Source organism: Bacteroides sp. 90-K9/2, from assembly GCF_047310725.1.
In the GTDB taxonomy this organism is placed as follows: Bacteria; Bacteroidota; Bacteroidia; order Bacteroidales; family Bacteroidaceae; genus Bacteroides; species Bacteroides vicugnae.
The window spans coordinates 29,143-44,962 of record NZ_JBCGVL010000005.1; the positions used below are offsets into that span (position 1 = coordinate 29,143).

General features: G+C 45.2%; 9 protein-coding genes and 1 pseudogene. 2 read left to right on the forward strand and 8 right to left on the reverse strand.

Annotated features, from left to right (window positions below):
* Positions 1-24: 24 nt before the first annotated feature.
* Positions 25-2,127: a prolyl oligopeptidase family serine peptidase gene (locus AAHJ11_RS12970; RefSeq protein WP_413579602.1), complete on the reverse strand. Its 2,103-nt coding sequence runs from the start codon at positions 2,125-2,127 to the stop codon at positions 25-27.
* 108 nt (positions 2,128-2,235) lie between these two features.
* Here AAHJ11_RS12970 and AAHJ11_RS12975 point away from each other — a divergent pair, with 108 nt between their 5' ends.
* Entirely contained in the window at positions 2,236-2,814 is a 579-nt protein-coding gene (locus AAHJ11_RS12975; RefSeq protein ID WP_217722143.1) for a hypothetical protein, read from the forward strand.
* On the forward strand, positions 2,807-3,955 hold the full coding sequence (locus AAHJ11_RS12980; protein ID WP_413579604.1) for a serine/threonine protein kinase: 1,149 nt from the start codon (positions 2,807-2,809) through the stop codon (positions 3,953-3,955). Before AAHJ11_RS12975 ends, AAHJ11_RS12980 begins: the two co-directional genes overlap by 8 nt.
* 120 nt (positions 3,956-4,075) lie before the next feature.
* Here AAHJ11_RS12980 and AAHJ11_RS12985 read toward each other — a convergent pair whose 3' ends face one another.
* The 7 genes and pseudogenes from AAHJ11_RS12985 to bexA all read right to left on the reverse strand — a co-directional run bounded on the left by AAHJ11_RS12985 (position 4,076) and on the right by bexA (position 15,780).
* On the reverse strand, positions 4,076-5,713 hold the full coding sequence (locus tag AAHJ11_RS12985) for a leucine-rich repeat protein (RefSeq protein ID WP_320983020.1): 1,638 nt from the start codon (positions 5,711-5,713) through the stop codon (positions 4,076-4,078).
* A gap of 53 nt (positions 5,714-5,766) precedes the next feature.
* A complete protein-coding gene (locus AAHJ11_RS12990) occupies positions 5,767-6,780 on the reverse strand; it encodes a hypothetical protein (RefSeq protein ID WP_320983019.1) in 1,014 nt (337 codons plus the stop codon).
* A gap of 1,310 nt (positions 6,781-8,090) precedes the next feature.
* A pseudogene (locus AAHJ11_RS12995) lies at positions 8,091-8,642 on the reverse strand (WG repeat-containing protein); the annotation flags it as partial.
* Between the two features lie 246 nt (positions 8,643-8,888).
* Entirely contained in the window at positions 8,889-9,818 is a 930-nt protein-coding gene (locus tag AAHJ11_RS13000) for a fimbrillin family protein (RefSeq protein ID WP_320978376.1), read from the reverse strand.
* A 51-nt stretch (positions 9,819-9,869) separates the two neighbouring features.
* Entirely contained in the window at positions 9,870-13,412 is a 3,543-nt protein-coding gene (locus AAHJ11_RS13005) for a fimbrillin family protein (RefSeq protein WP_320983018.1), read from the reverse strand.
* A gap of 13 nt (positions 13,413-13,425) precedes the next feature.
* Complete coding sequence (locus tag AAHJ11_RS13010; protein ID WP_320983017.1) at positions 13,426-14,361, reverse strand: fimbrillin family protein; 936 nt, start codon at positions 14,359-14,361, stop codon at positions 13,426-13,428.
* A gap of 87 nt (positions 14,362-14,448) precedes the next feature.
* Positions 14,449-15,780: an MATE family efflux transporter gene (gene bexA, locus AAHJ11_RS13015; RefSeq protein ID WP_217722129.1), complete on the reverse strand. Its 1,332-nt coding sequence runs from the start codon at positions 15,778-15,780 to the stop codon at positions 14,449-14,451.
* Positions 15,781-15,820 lie beyond the last annotated feature (40 nt).

Genomic DNA, 15,820 nt, shown 5'->3' on the forward strand with positions numbered 1-15,820 from the left:
ACTTTATAGGAATATGTACCGTTTTTATTTGGACGGCGCTTTCTTTACCCATTTATCCAACCACTCAAAGAATGTGCGTTGCCATAAAACTCCATTCTGTGGCTTCAATACCCAGTGGTTTTCATCCGGATAAATCAGCAACTCTGCGGGAACACCACGCATCACGGCAGCATCAAAAGCAGCCATTGCCTGATTAGCCAGAATACGGTAGTCTTTTTCTCCATGAATACAGAGAATAGGAGTATCCCATTTCTCTACGAATAGGTGAGGAGAGTTGGCGAATGTACGCTGTGCCACCGGATTCTGTTTTTCCCAGTATGCGCCTCCCATATCCCAGTTGGCGAACCATTTTTCTTCAGTTTCCAGATACTGCATTTCCATGTTGAAGATACCATCATGAGCAATGAACGCTTTGAACCGTTTGTCGTGATGTCCGGCCAACCAATATACGGAGAATCCTCCGAAACTGGCACCTACGCATCCCAGACGATCTTTGTCCACATACGGCTCTTTTGCCATTTCATCAATAGCAGTGAAGTAATCCTTCATACACTGGCCACCGTAATCGCCGCTGATCTGTTCGTTCCATTCCACACCGAATCCCGGCAAACCGCGACGGTTCGGAGCGACGATGATATAATCATTAGCTGCCATAATCTGGAAGTTCCAGCGATAAGACCAGAACTGGCTTACCGGACTCTGCGGACCTCCTTCACAGAACAGCAAAGTCGGATATTTCTTGTTCGGATCAAACTGTGGAGGATAAATCACCCATGTCAACATCTGTTTGCCATCTGTTGTTTTCATCCAGCGACCTTCCACTTTACCCATTTCCAGCTGGTCATAGATTTGTTTATTCTCCTGTGTCAGTTGAGTGGTAGAACCATCCAGTGCCACAGAGTAAATCTCATCACCCATACTCATTGAATGACGTTTCGCGATCAGCTTATCTCCGAAAAGAGCTACCCCTTCGTAATCGTACATTCCTGAAGTAATAGCCTTTACCGAATCATTTGTCAGGTCAAGCGCATAAATCTGCGACTCTCCATGCCATACACCTGTGAAATAGATCACTTTTGCATCTGCTCCCCAGACAAAAGCATCTACATTCGATTCGAATGCCTTGCTCACAAAACGCTTCTCGCCGGTTTCCAGGTTCATGATGAACAGACGGTTCAGATCCGCTTCGTATCCATCCCGTTCCATGCTTTGCCAGGCAATATACTTGCCGTCCGGTGAGTATTGCGGATTGGTATCATATCCTTTATTCTCTTCAGTAATATTTTCCGTTTTCTTGGTGTTCAGGTCATATATATAAATATCCGAGTTGGTAGAAATCGCATATTCCAGTCCCGTCTTTTTGCGGCAAGTATAAGCCACTTTGTCCGAGGTTGTATTCCAGGCAAGTTGTTCGATGCCACCCCAAGGTTTCATCGGACTTTCATACGGTTCGTCGTTCAGGATATCCACGATATTGGAAATACCGTTACCATCAAAGTCAGCAATGAAAGGATGCGGAGCGGTCGTCACCCATTCATCCCAATGCTTGTACATCAGGTCGGTAACGATGATACCGGTGGCTTTCGGCAGGTCCGGATACTTATCAGCGGTGCTTTCTTTCGTCTTTACTTGTGAAATAAATAGCAGTTTTTTGCCATCCGGTGAGATGGAATATCCTTCGATATCTCCGTCGTAGCTGGTCAGCTGCTTGCGTCCGCTACCATCCGGATTCATTTCATAAAGCTGGCTGCTTCCGTTGTCATTGCTTAAGAATGCAAGTTTGGTGCCTCCCTTAATCCAAGTCACCTCATTTTCCTGATACGGGGTACGAGTGATTTGCTGGTTTTCGCTTCCGTCTGCGTTCATCACGAAAACTTCGCGGTTACTCTTGTTTTCCGGTACGCTGTAATACGCTACCGTATACGCAATTTTCTTTCCGTCGGGCGATACGGCGAATCCGCCGATACGTCCCATAGCCCAAAGTGCTTCGGGAGTCATGCGCTTCCCTTCGATCTTTATGTCCGATTTCTCGATAAGCACCTGATCTGTCTTGCCTGCGTCTTTGGTTCCTCCGCAGGCAGCTAATAACATTGCTGCCGACATCATAAATAAATTAGCTTGTCTCATATTTTAAATGATTGTTTAGTAGATTTTTGTTAGAATAACCGGACAAATATACGATAATAAAACGATTTTACTTATCTTTGTTCATTATAAAATATCCAGTATTGAATCATGAATGTATATAAACCGGAGATAGCGGAACTTTTATTGCTGGTCGAAAAGAAATATGGAAGGGCTTTGCGGACGACTACCGATTTTGAGGAGTTTTCTTTTTATTTGCAGAAGCACTCATTAGGGAGGATTTCGACTTCTACATTGAAGCGTTTGTGGGGATATGTAAATGATATGCATATGCCACGTATGCAGACGCTTGATTTATTATCCCGTTTTATCGGTTTTGATTTTTTCAGTTCTTTCTGTAGCTACCTGAAGAGTAGTAGTGCATACAATTCTTCATTTTTCTCTGCTTGTCAGGTGATGGCAAGTGAGCTTGCTCCCGGGGCGGAAGTCGAAATTGGCTGGTCGCCCAATCGCTATCTGCGTCTGCTTTATAGAGGTAAGGCTTTGTTTGAAGTGTGTGAGGCGCGGCAGTCTAAATTGCAAAAAGGAGATTGTTTTGAGACTTCCGCTTTTTTGAAAGGACAGCCTTTGTTTTTGCCATACATTTTACGTAACGGAGTTCGTACTTCTCCATTTATTGCGGGACGTAACGGAGGTCTTACTTTATTGAACTGTATTGGCAATGAATGACGACACTTTTACTTCCGGTTTTATAGGGGAAACAACGCCTCCTGTTGACGTGGCTTTTACTGATATTCAGGAAATATATACTTCCCGTTCGGGGTGGAACCGCTTGTTTCGTTGCCATCGGCATGGTAAATTGCATGTGTTGAAAGCTTTGCAGCCGATGTATGAAGGAACGGTTTTCTACGAGCAGGCTCTTAAAAAAGAATTCAATATCGGCTATCAATTGGAACATCCTCATATTTGCCGTACATTGGGATGGGAGAGTGTACCGTCTATAGGGTGCTGTATCCTGTTGGAATATGTCGACGGAGTCACTTTGAAAGAGTTTATGCAGCATGGCAAGCTGACTCGTCCGGTGGCGGTCAAGATTATCAACGAACTATGTAGTGCTTTGCAGTATATCCATAGCAAGCAGATTGTCCACCGTGATTTGAAGCCGGACAATATTCTGATTACGCACAACGGTAACAATGTGAAACTGATTGATTTCAGCCTTTCCGATTGTGATGATTACGATGTGCTGAAGCTTCCTGCCGGCACACGTTATTATCTTGCCCCCGAGATGTTGCAACCGGATGTGTCGTTGGATTTGCGTGCTGATATTTATTCGCTTGGGGTAATTATCGGTGAGATGGCTACAGTATTGAAAGACAAACAGCTGGCAGCAGTTTCGCGCAAGTGTACCCGTAGGAAGCGGGAGAAGCGTTATGCGTCTGTTGTGGAGGTGGCAAACGCCGTCACTGCGCCTCGCAGGAAAAGGTTTTATGTGGGGATGGCTGCTGCAGTGTTGGCAGGAGCAGTCTGTGTGGGTGTTTATGCTGTTGCAGGTGACTTGTTGCCGTCTTTCTCTTCTTCTTCCTCTTTTTATCCAGTCTACGGAAATCAGGTCTGTAGCGAGAATTGTTTTCGCCTGCTTGCATCTGAACGGATGCGAATGATACATGCTGTCGATTCATTAGCGGACGAACGTAATTGGAAAGCAGATAGCCTGCAATTGATGCAGCAATTGAAAGCTGCGCTGGATGCTGAATATCCATTGCCCGAGTTGCGAGAGTCTGCAGCTTATAAGTGCCGGTGGGAAGGGTTGCAACAAGAGGCGGAACGCCAGTTAAAGCAGATTAAGTCGCTGGTGCGACAACATTAAGATCCCCTCATACATTTATGTGTAATAAATAACTGTGCCACCGCATTGGCACAACCGTGCCACAATGATGTCACTGTTGTGCCAATGCGGTGGCACAGCTGTGACATCAAGATGTGACAATCATATACTTGTAGCTTCGATAATTTTAATGTGTTGAAACAGTTTCCATGTAGAGTGGTTTCTATATATAGGCAAGCTCTCCGCAGGGACATGTAGGATACAGTCGGCAAAAATATTTCTTGCTCCGCTGAACGTGTTCGATTGGCAGACAGGAGGAATGACTGCATTTACGTATAGATGCTGGAGCGGGCATCCGTCGAAACAATAATCCGAGAGCGTTTCACAGTCACTACCTAGTGTGACACTCGTGAGATTCTGGCATTGCTGGAATATTCCGAGCGGCATACTCCGTAATCCGTCCGGTAGTACGATCGATTCTATTTCGGAAGCATAGAAAGCCAACTTTCCGATACTTATGACTGAACCGGGCAATACGATAGAACGGATTTTGCATTTTTGTAATGCGTATTCTCCGATACTCTTCAGAGTGGGAGAGAGACGAAGCTCCTCTTTCTCCATTCCTTCGGGAAACCATACAAGTGCTTCACCGTTTTTGCTGTATACCACTCCGTCTATGCTGCTATATTCGGAATTTCCCGTAGTCACGGACAGGTGTTCGAGATGGCAGCATCCGCTGGAAGGAGTCAGTTCTTTTGTACTTCCAGGAATGGAAAGTGCCGTCAGTGACGTGCAGTTGCGGAAGGCATTCTGTTCAATCACCAACGTGTTTTCCGGAAGTTTGATTTCCGTCGGTATATCCAGTTCGCCGAACATTCCGTTGCCGATTGTATACTCTGTTGTATATCGCGATTCATCGTAAGACAATCCGCCTGCAACGATGAGTGCGTCCGTCAAATCCAACTTCTGCAACTGCCCCTGTGTCCGGTTGCCACGTACGTCTTTTCCGCACATTTCCCGGATGAACCGGATATCCGTTCCGTTCAGCGGACCTGTGATACTCAGTTGTGTATAGTCGTCTTTTCCGTCTTCTCCGATAATTTCGGGCAGCGTGCCTGCATCAATGAGGGTTACTGCATCACTGGTGCAAAAGCGGTATGGTTCGCTGTAAGTTCTTCCGTTTCTGTTTTCGGCAAAAGCCTTTACGGTATATTCAGTGTACTTTTCCAAGTGGTTGATATGAAGTCGCCATTGATTGTCGTTTGTCAGGAATGCGCTTGCTTCCAGCTCTTGTCCATCGGCAGAGGTATAACGGAAGCCGCAGGCTGTCACAGGGTCACCGCCATCGTCCGTGACAGCACATAACAGGATGATACTGATAGGGCCTTGTCCCAGAAAAGTGATGGGGTCTATTCGGGGCCGTTCGTTGGGAAAGGTGGTGAAATGATAGGTGGGACTTTGCCGCATATACATTTCGTTTCCTGCTTCCAGACAGTAATAGTAGGTGGTTCCCGGTGTCAGGTTTTGTAGTTCGGTAGTGACAAGACCATTTGGCTGGAGGTATTCTTCACTTTTCACCATATCCGGTGAAGTCCCGTAGCGGAAACGGTAACGGTCGGTATGGCTATGGGGCGGGACATTCACTGTACCAGTGAGACGGGCACTCGTACGGGTGATGTCCTGTGCTTCGTGCAGGATGATTTCCGGCGTCGGATTATTAGGGCGGTTCTCGTCACTGCATCCTGTCGGGAGCAGGCAACAAGCGAAGAGAGTCAGGAAACAAATGATTCTTGTGTACATATGTCAATCTGTATGTCTTTTGTGCAATTCTACATTCTTAATAAAGAAGGCGGTCATAAACGAATACCCAGCCCGAGGTTTACCATCCAGTATTTTCCGTCTGTGGTGATGGCACCGACGGAAAAAGCAAGCTTTCGTAATCGCAGCATGGCACCCGCTTCAGCGGCGAGTCCTTGGGATGAATAATCGCTGTTGCGCAGGTAAGTCCCTTCGTCCGTTTGCCAGACAACCGTGCGTGTTCCGTAGCCGATGCCTTCGTAAAGGCAGAAGTTACCGATGATACGATGTATCCCTCCTGCGGTGAAAGCGTAGTATGACTTTTCAGTCTTTCCGGTGTAGTAGGGCGGTAGATCGCTACCTGGTAGTAACCCGTTCTTGTCACATTCTTGTCCGTTGGTGTCGGGGGTGGTGCGGAAATCACTCAATACATGTAGGTATATTCCGTGTCGCCGCATCCAGGCAAGGCGTATACCACCTGCTACCTCCTGACGATGAAATCCGATGCTTGGTATAATCAGCCATGCAGCTTTCTCTTTCGGTCGTCGGGGACGTTGCCATTCAGGTGTGGGAAGTTGTTGCAAAGGCATTTCGTATGTACGCAGATAACTGACGGCAGTATTCTCGATCGGGGGAATTCTTTTCCGGGGCATGGTGACGGGAGCGTTCAATACCAGCTCGTAGGTCAGGCGTGATTCTAAGGGAGAAGGGAAGCGATAATCGCGAAGTACGCCCCATTGCGGGTGTTTGATGGTGATTTGTGTAGTACCGCGTGGGACGTATATCCATGTTTCTCCAACATCGTTTTTCCTTTTCACCACTCCCAAGGGGGTAGAGAATACGAAATCACGGCTACCCACTATCTTGATGAGTGCACAGGCTTCGTCGTTCAGGTCTTTCACAGGCTGGATGTAGGCACTGATGTCATTGGGCAGTTGCCGGAAACTTTGCACGGAAAAACGTTGTGCGTGCAAAGCGGAAAAGACAAGAAGTATGGCAGTTGTCAACACGAATCTTTTCGCGTTCAACAAGTTAGTTTCCACGTTGGGAGTTGATATAGAAACGTTCATTGCAAATTGAAATTACGTATATTGAATATCTCTTCTTCCGGCAGTAGTGTCCGGTCGTCCAGCATGCGGGGTTGCCACGTGCGTACATGAATCAACGGGGTGGCTTCATCTCTGAAATCCCACAGTAGGAACAGATAACCGTCGTCCGAATAAAGATCAGAACTGTATTTTTGGCGTAATGTCACTCCGTATAATCCCTCTTGTGTGGGATGCCGCATTATTTTGAAGTCACTGAATTGCAGGTTGATTTCTTTATTTTGCCTGAACAGTATTTTGAGGCGTTCCAGATAGGTGCGTTTACTCTTGATGTTATATTCCACTTGGTGTTGTGGCAGGTATTTCCCGTCTGTTTGGGGAGTACTGCGGATGACTTTGCCGACAATAATCAGTGCTTCTTCGCTGAATAGTTGCGTCAGGAAGTCGATGTCTTTGGTGGTATACGATGTGCGCAGGTGTTCCACATAGTTGAGTATCACTTGTCTGTTCTCTGCATCCGTTTCGGTTAGTTTGCCGGACAATATTTTACTTGCTTCGGCATAGAACGGGTTTTGTTTTCCGATGTTTTTCCATTCATCATTGTTAACGATGCAGGTGGTGTGGGAGTTTCCTGCGGATGGCAGGGTACTTTTAGCTTTTTCTTCTGATGTTGAAGAGGAAACTTTTTCCGTCTTTTCAGGTATATTCTTTGAAATCCTTTTTTCGTTTTCTGTCTTAGTGTTTTTTCGGACGAAGACTTGCGGAGCAAGTTGCAATGCGGAAAGGTCTTCTGCGATGCAGTGGTAGGTCCGGCTATCGGTGGACTTTCCTTGTCGGTCTATCCATTGGCATTGAGTTCCGGAACTGGCGATGGCAAGTCCCGAAGGATAGAAAGTGGATATTCGTTCGTAACTTTTGCCTGTTTCTCCTAATATGTTTCCTTCGAAGTCGGTGAGCCGCCATTCGTTGCCGATGCGCAGGCACACACGGTCATTGCCGGCGATGAATCCTTCTTCGTATGTGGGGGCAATCAGTAATTTTCCTTGGCGGTCGATAAGTCCTGCGCCGTGGTCGGTGTGGATAATAGCAGCGTTATGGCGGAAGCGGAAGGCTTCACGGATACTGTCCGGCAGGAAGAGTCCTTCTTTTCCCGTAGTGCTTAGATAACAACATTGTCCGCTTTGGCAGTTATTATATTTCATCAGTCCGCATGAGGGTTGTGGGTCAAGGAGAGCAGGTGTGTCTTGAATTTGTATACGTACGTTACCTGATAAGTCGATAAGCTGGTAACAGGTTTCTCCTTTGTCGTTTGTGTTACCGGTCAGTGCCAAGCCTTCGTGGAAGTCATATGCTTGGTCGTATATAGGAGGGATGAGGATGTTTCCTCGGGTGTCCATGTAGCCGTATTTCCCTTTTCGGGTACAGAACAAGGCTCTGCCTTCGGCAAAGTTGTGTGCTAAGACGATGTCGTAGTGCAGGCTTATCCCGATGTTATTGATACTTTGTCCTTTCCGGTCGATAATAAGGATTGGAGAGTCAGGAAATTCCTGTGCCAGTGTGACGTCCTCAAAGAAATGCCCGACTTGTGCAAATCGCCTTGCACTGGTGGGCTGTTCCGGATGTTGCAATTCATAGAGTTGGTAATATCCTTTTTCGTCCGGGAGACTGAACATTCCATTGACTACTGCCGACGGTTGGCGACTGAAGCTTCCGGAAGGGATTTCAATCTTTCCACTGGTAGAGATAAGTCCCCAGTGGTCTCCTTCATTTTCCTGAAAGGGCAGTGCATTGATTTCTAAATTGCCCGGTTTGCATCCGGTATATAACAGCGCAAACAGGCTTGAAAGAATAGTAGAAGAGACGATATACTTCAGTTTGTCGTTCATTGATAGTTAACTTTTAAGAACCCCCGTTGCAAATATAAACATATTGCAAGAAAATTCACCACAGATTACACGGATTTCCACAGATTATCTATATTCTACATGATTGGAGGGCAAAGCCAATAGTAACTTCAACTCTTTTCCTTCCGAAAAGAAGGGAACCCATGTGGGTGAATGTGTGATATCAAACCTATAGAAAAATATTGTAATCTGTGGAAACCCGTGTAATCTGTGGTGAAACCAGAATTATTATTCCTCGGTTGTTTCCCAATTCTCAATTTCACCGCCAATCTCAATTTTCACTTGTTCAGGGTTTTTCGTGATGGTCAGTGAAATAATATGGTGCATTCCCGGCTTGAAGACGAATGTGCTTTCCATCAGGTATGACACTCCTCTCATCACTACCTCCACCAGTGGACGACGGTTGGTGATTCGTTGTGGAACGACAATAGCGGTGTATCTGTTGTTTCCTGCTGCCTTTGCTTTTAGTGTGGCTTCCGTACCGTAGAGTGTTTTGGTGGCTATCCCTGCAGCAAGGTCGATGGTAGCATTGGGTACAGTGTTGTGGATAAACACTTCGGCATCCTGCGGAAGTTCGTCGCCTTCGTAGTCTTCGCCTTTGATAAGCCGTACGGTAAGTTTGCTCATGCAATGCTTGAATTTCAGTGCCACGGCATCATTGCCGGCAGTCTGTTTCTTTGCCGATGCCCACAGGAAGTCGCTGGCTTCATATCCTCCCACTGCGTCAGCTGTGCCTGCTGTGCTTTGGTCAGCTGCCACGCGGAATTCCATTTCGTCTGTCGATAGAATGGGAGAGTGGTAGGGATAGTAGGCGTACACATCATAACTGCCATCGTTCCAGTAGATAGGACGGGTGGGAGTCCATTCCGTTCCATTGTAGGTCAGAGAAGCATTGTTAACGTAGTTACCTCCTACTTGTAGGGGCTCATTTTCTTCGCAGACAAACAGACCGATGCGGTCGTTTGTCTCGAAACTTGTTTCTGTGGCGCGGCTAACAGGAGCGGCTTGTTGTTGTGAAGGATGCGCAATCCGGAACTGCATTACGTTGTTCTGTTTCGTTTCCATGCTTGCCGTTTCTTCCTGTCCGCAGCTTGCCATAGTCATACATGACAGTAGGTAGATGCAAGCAGCGTAGATGGTATGAATCGTTGATTTCATGTTTTTTCCTTTTTAATTCCTTTTTCTGTTTTAGTATTACACATACTTTAATTATTTCAGCGGGCTGCCTTTATGAATCTTAGGAGGATATTGGAATGTATGTACGCGGCTTCCAGCATAAGGAACATCCATGGCACGTGTCTTGATATCTACGGTTCCTTTGTCGTGCTTTACAAACTCCTCGAATGAATACTCTTCACCGGCATATCGCTTGATACGTTTCACAATAGATTCACGGCTGATGGCACTGTAATACGGAATATCATTGTTCATACAACTGTTTAGCTCCGAACGGAATACACCACGATTGTGCATGAATCCGCCTTCGTAGATGTCTACCCGATCGCTGTAACGTTCGTCAAATATCAGGTGACTCCAAGGTACTTCGTGCATTTTGCCTGTTAGTGAGAGGTTGTCATACCAGCCCAATGCCTTAGCACAGTTAAATTCGAATGTGTGTGCGCAGCAAGTACATGTACAGAAATCAATAAACTCATTGTGGTATATATATTCATCACCCAGCTTACCGAATCCGTGTCCACCGGCTTCATGCTGAATCACTCCGCGTGTGTCGAGTGGATAGCCGTAGGTACTTCTTGGACAGAAGGCGATGGCAGAACCGTCGTCCCACATTTGGCAGATGCCACCATAATCGGTAGAGTTAGGTGTGATAATAATCAGACTTTGGTTTAGATTTGCTTTTGTCACTGTGGGGATACGCAGTGCATAATTGAATACAGCGTTATAATCGCATTTCAGTCCTACACCACCTGTATAGGTTGTCTCAAACTTGGCGTAACGGATGGTATTGATAGTACCGATTCCTGTTTCGGGAGAAACGGCAATGGCGGTATATATGTTGAAATAATCACGATAGGTTTTGTAAGGCTCGATGCCGAAGAAATTGTCTACTTGCTCCCTCATGGCTTTCATGTATTCACCTTCGGAGATGTCTTTCGCATTGTATCCGTCACCTAGGAATACGAGGTTAATGCCTCCATTGTTTCCTTTAGTAGCTTTTTGTATAGTAATGATTTCGTCTTCGCCATATTCATAGTCATATTGAGAGACGGAACATTTAGTAGTATAATCCTTGTCTTTCAGCTTGAATACGATTTCACCTGTACGTCCTTGGGTAGTGCCTTTGGCCATTTCGTTGATGGTCAAGGTTAGTTCCGTTTTCTTTGAGCCGCTGTTTTGCGACAGGCTACACCAGTCAGGCATGCTTTCCACTTCCCAGTCTCCTTCGGCATTCAAGACCAGTCGGCGTGTGCATCGGGTGTTAATGGCATTGGCGATAGAAGGACGGCAGACCAGTTCGCGGTGGGCAGAGATACGTTTGAAGTCGCTCCAGCCTACTGCGGTTTGGTAGTCGGTGATGGCGGATTCGGGAACTTCGAGCGTGAAGTTGTCTTTAGCTACGCCGTTGAAAGCTCCTGTTTGTACGTAGGGTGGGATGGTTCCTTTGCAGACGATGGAGCCAATGCCGAAACAGTTGGAGAAGGCACCACCTTCATCGCCCCATACAGATTCCCAACGGATGTTTTCCAATCCTTCGGGAAAAACCACTCCTTCGATACTGCGGCAGTTGGCAAATGCTCCTGCGCCGATACTTTGTACATTTTCCGGTATTTCGAGGACACCCATAAGACGCCAGTTGTTTTTGAAGGCATTCTCACCGATGGTTGTTAATTCTTGTGGGAGTTTAAGTTCACCGGAGAAATCACAACCATTGAACACATTGTCATTGATGACAGTTAAATTTCTAGGTAGATTAAGTTCTCCTTTGAAATGGCAATTGCTAAAAGCGTATTCTCCAATTGTTGCTATTCCATCATGCAAATTTAGCGTACCGTCAAAGCTACAACCGCTAAAAGATTCTTTAGGAATATCTACTATTCCTTGTGGAATAGATAGAGAACCTGTTAGATTTTTACATTGGAAGAAAGTACGATCTCCTAATCTTTTTAATTTTGAAGGAAGTTTTAAATTACCATATAATCCCTTACAGTTCTCAAAAGCATAGCCTCTGATTAATTCTACACCCTCCGGAATAATGAGTTCACATACAAAACCACATTCTTGGAAAGATCCGTTATAATAATCAACATCTTCATTACATGTTTCATGGTTGGGTTTGCTTCCACTGTTTCCTATATATTTTAATGTAGAAGGTAAGGACAGAGTTCCTGTTAATGATTTACACCCTTTGAATGCTCCCTGTTGTATTTCGGTGACTCCTTCCGGTATGATTAAAGAACCACCTAAATAGCGGCATCCGTAAAATGCTCGTCTACCGATAGATTTTAATTTGTCTGGTAATACCAAACGAAGCAAAGATTGTTTTCCGCTGTTTGTGGCATGGGTATAGAATGCATCTGCTGGAATTTGATTATCTTCGCATTCTACTATGCCATAGCTTTCTTGTTTGTCCAAAGCTTTAATGATTACTTCTTTTAGATTGAGTGATTGTAGCATTTCCATCGAATCTCTCATAAAGTTGAAGTCTGCTGAATTAATTTCTCCTGTAATCTTCAAATTCTGCAACTTCGTATAATCCTTATTTGCAGCCGTGATACACTCTTTCAGCGTCCCCGCCTTTTCCACATCAATCACGATATACTCTTTGGCGGTAGCCTCATGTGAAGCCATATCATTTTCCCAGGCAGTGATAGACTCATCAATGAGTTTGAACTCATATTGTCCGCTTGCTTCCTTCTTATTCACCTGAATAGTGAAGTTGTGCATTTTTCCCGCCATGTACGTGAACTTCTCTTCCTTTTTGAATGTGTAAGGGGTGCCGTCTACCGTAATACTGAAAAGCACTTTTCCTGCTTCCACAGTCTGCGGAACCACAATAGCACGGAATTCATTGTCTTTACAGAATGGGATAGTTCCTGTCTTGGCAACTTCGCCCGTAGCCGTCACATTACCCGTGGCGAGGTTAATCACTGAACTACGCTTGGTGTTCAGAACCAGCACTTGTTTCTCCAGTTCCGTCCAGGCGCCTTCAGCGAATCCCTCGCCCTCTTTCAAGGTAATGCGGGCATTACTCATCTTGTGCCGCAATGGCAGTCGAATCACTTTTTCCGTAGGTGCTACGTCCGCTGCCTTTCCCCAAAGGAAGTCACTTGCTTCGTAACTTCCCATTTCATCCCCATTATTTTTCGTTTGATCTTTTTGTACTTCAAATGCATATTCGTTTACATCCGTCGGTGTACCATATGGGTAATACCCATAGATATCAACGTGTGTCCGATCATCCTTCCAGTAAATATCATAAGCAGAGTTCCACTTATAAGCTGCTTCGTCAAAAGTGTGTGGCACATTTGTACCCCGGTTACCTTTAGTTGCCAGCGTTCCCGGTGTGTTACCATTGTAGTCTACAATGTAAACACCCATAATGTCACCATCGCAGAAACCATTATCATTGACACGAGTCACTGCTACTTGGTCTATTTCTCCCGACAAGGATATGACATTCGAATCCTGTCCCCGTGAAACGCCTTCCGTTATTTCATTGTCGTTGCACGACATAAGCATCAATGCCGATACAGCACTGAATACTATATATTTATGCCATTCTCTTCTCATACGTATGTCTGTTTTATTCGGCTACACCACCATTGTCTATATCGTCATCTTCCCAAGCCCCAATGCCGACATTAATGCCATTGCTAGTCTTACTTACCGTCACAGAGAAAGTATGTCTTTTCCCTCCGACGAAAGTAAATTCCTTGTTAAGATTGAAATCTCTGCCATCAATATTGACGGTGATGAAATTATTGCCCGAAGCCGTTTGAGGTACAATCAGTGCCTTATAAGAACGGTTATTTCCGTTTTCGAGCGGAAGGATTGTTTTGGCTGTTCCCGTTGCCGTAGCTATACCGTTGGTGAGGTTGATGATTGCTTCGGTCTTTATTCCGTTCATCTTTACACCTATTGTTGATTGTGCTAGAATTTCATCCGTGAATCCGTTACCTGCCTTGACATTGATAACCGCACAGCTGAAAATGTGCTTGGTTGTAATGCTAACAGCTTCTTCCGTGGGTGACACTCCCGCAGTTTTACCGTACAGAAATTCACTTGCCGTATAAGCCTGTTCGGTAGACTGATCTTCTTTTACAGAGAAAGAATGTGCAGAAATGTCGGAAAGTGTACTATACGGGAAATAACAGTAGAAATCTGCTTTGGTACTTTCATCTTTCCAATAGATTTCCTTGTCAGGGGTCCATGTCCCGTCGTACGTGAAACGCATATTGTCTACATGATTGCCGCTGTTTTGCAAGGTTCCCGGCGTTGTGCCGTTGTAGTTTACCACATATAGTCCGATTTTGTCCTGATTTTCATAGCCCCAGTCGGTAACACGAGTATGAACACCTTCTATGGCGTTGACATTTGTATTACTTGCCATACAGTTCAATGTGATGGGTATCCGTTTTACAGACGGCGTTTCGGGTTGTTTGGGTTGTTCCTCTTCCCCTGCTGAACAAGCACATAACAGTACTAAAATGCAGCTTCCCACTAATAAATGCAATTTCATAATGATTAGTTTTTTTATGTTTGTTGCAAAGGTAGGAGGTTGTCCTATTAAAATCAAGTTCATAATGGTTCATAAGGAATAAATTTTTTAAATCCTCTTTTTTTGCCAGTTTCCTTTCTTCATGTACCAGTAGCAGAATATCAGTATAAAAGTACCGTACACACATTCCGTCGTCCAGGCAAATGCGATATCCATTCGTAGGTGCAGGATAAAATATGCAGAATATGCCACATAAATAACCAATACACAAAGTTCCATAGCCAGTGCTGTTCGAGTATTTCCCGTACCTGATACCGACTGGAAATAAACATTGGCAGGCACCAACACCAGGTAAGCGGAACACAATACCCATAGTGAAGATACGGATGCAGCCCTTAAATCCGGCATATCCGTATAGATACGCAGAATCAGATCCGGAAACAGGCAGAAGAATACCAGAATCGGCAATACAAATAGATATCCGATCCGAATGTGCTGCCTGATAGTTCCCCGTACACAATCCTGTTCGCCTGCACCGATCAGGTTACTTACCAGTGAGCCACAAGTAGCTGCAAATGCCATCGCAATCATGAACGGGATACCCGACACGTTACGGATAATGTTGGCGATTGCCAGAGAACGTTCTCCCAAATGTTCCACGAACAGAAAGAACATAAACCAGGTAGATAAGGAAACAAAGTTCTGAATCATGGTCCATACGGAGACGTTCAGTATTCGTTTCAATGTTTTCCCTTGGAATTTGGGCAGTATATTCAATGCATACTTCTTGCAGTCAATCCGTTTCCACGTATAGATAATGAAGAAAATCACCGATACCATTTCGGCCAGTGAAGAACCGATGGCAGCACCGGCAATACCCAGTTGCGGGAAACCGAATTTACCGAAGATCAGGATATAGTTGAACACCACGTTTGAAAGTACCATCACAATCGAGTTCAACGTCAATGTTTTGGTTTGCGTCGTGCCTACAAAGAAAGCGCGGAACATCACCATGACAAAGGAGAAGAAGAACCCATACACACGCCACTGAATATAACTTTCGGCTGCATCATAAATATGAGGAGACGAAATTATATTTTTGAGGATATGGGGTGAGAATACAATGGAGAGCGTAAATAAGATCACAGCCATTACAAGCAGGAAATAAACGCCCTGATAGAAAATCGGGCCGATTTCCTTGTAGTTTCCTTCTCCGTTGCGACGGGCTATTAATATCTGTGCACCGATGCTGAAACCGAATGCCATCATAAAGATGGCAAGATAATATACACCTGCAATAGCAGAAGCACCCAGCTCAATTTCACCTACACGTCCCAGAAAGGCCGTGTCCGTCATACCGATCATCTGCTCCATAATCAGGCTGATTAGGATAGGGTAGGCAATCGTCCAGATTTGTTTATACGAATATTTAGTTTTCATCCTATTTTATTTTTTAGAGAAAGAAAGCCGGGCAACCAAA

Bases quoted from the DNA above. Each gene is read 5' to 3' on its own strand.
- AAHJ11_RS12970 (WP_413579602.1), bottom strand. From the start codon at position 2,127: ATGAGACAAGCTAATTTATTTATGATGTCGGCAGCAATGTTATTAGCT.
- AAHJ11_RS12975 (WP_217722143.1), top strand. From the start codon at position 2,236: ATGAATGTATATAAACCGGAGATAGCGGAACTTTTATTGCTGGTCGAA.
- AAHJ11_RS12980 (WP_413579604.1), top strand. From the start codon at position 2,807: ATGAATGACGACACTTTTACTTCCGGTTTTATAGGGGAAACAACGCCT.
- AAHJ11_RS12985 (WP_320983020.1), bottom strand. From the start codon at position 5,713: ATGTACACAAGAATCATTTGTTTCCTGACTCTCTTCGCTTGTTGCCTG.
- AAHJ11_RS12990 (WP_320983019.1), bottom strand. From the start codon at position 6,780: ATGAACGTTTCTATATCAACTCCCAACGTGGAAACTAACTTGTTGAAC.
- AAHJ11_RS13000 (WP_320978376.1), bottom strand. From the start codon at position 9,818: ATGAAATCAACGATTCATACCATCTACGCTGCTTGCATCTACCTACTG.
- AAHJ11_RS13005 (WP_320983018.1), bottom strand. From the start codon at position 13,412: ATGAGAAGAGAATGGCATAAATATATAGTATTCAGTGCTGTATCGGCA.
- AAHJ11_RS13010 (WP_320983017.1), bottom strand. From the start codon at position 14,361: ATGAAATTGCATTTATTAGTGGGAAGCTGCATTTTAGTACTGTTATGT.
- bexA (WP_217722129.1), bottom strand. From the start codon at position 15,780: ATGAAAACTAAATATTCGTATAAACAAATCTGGACGATTGCCTACCCT.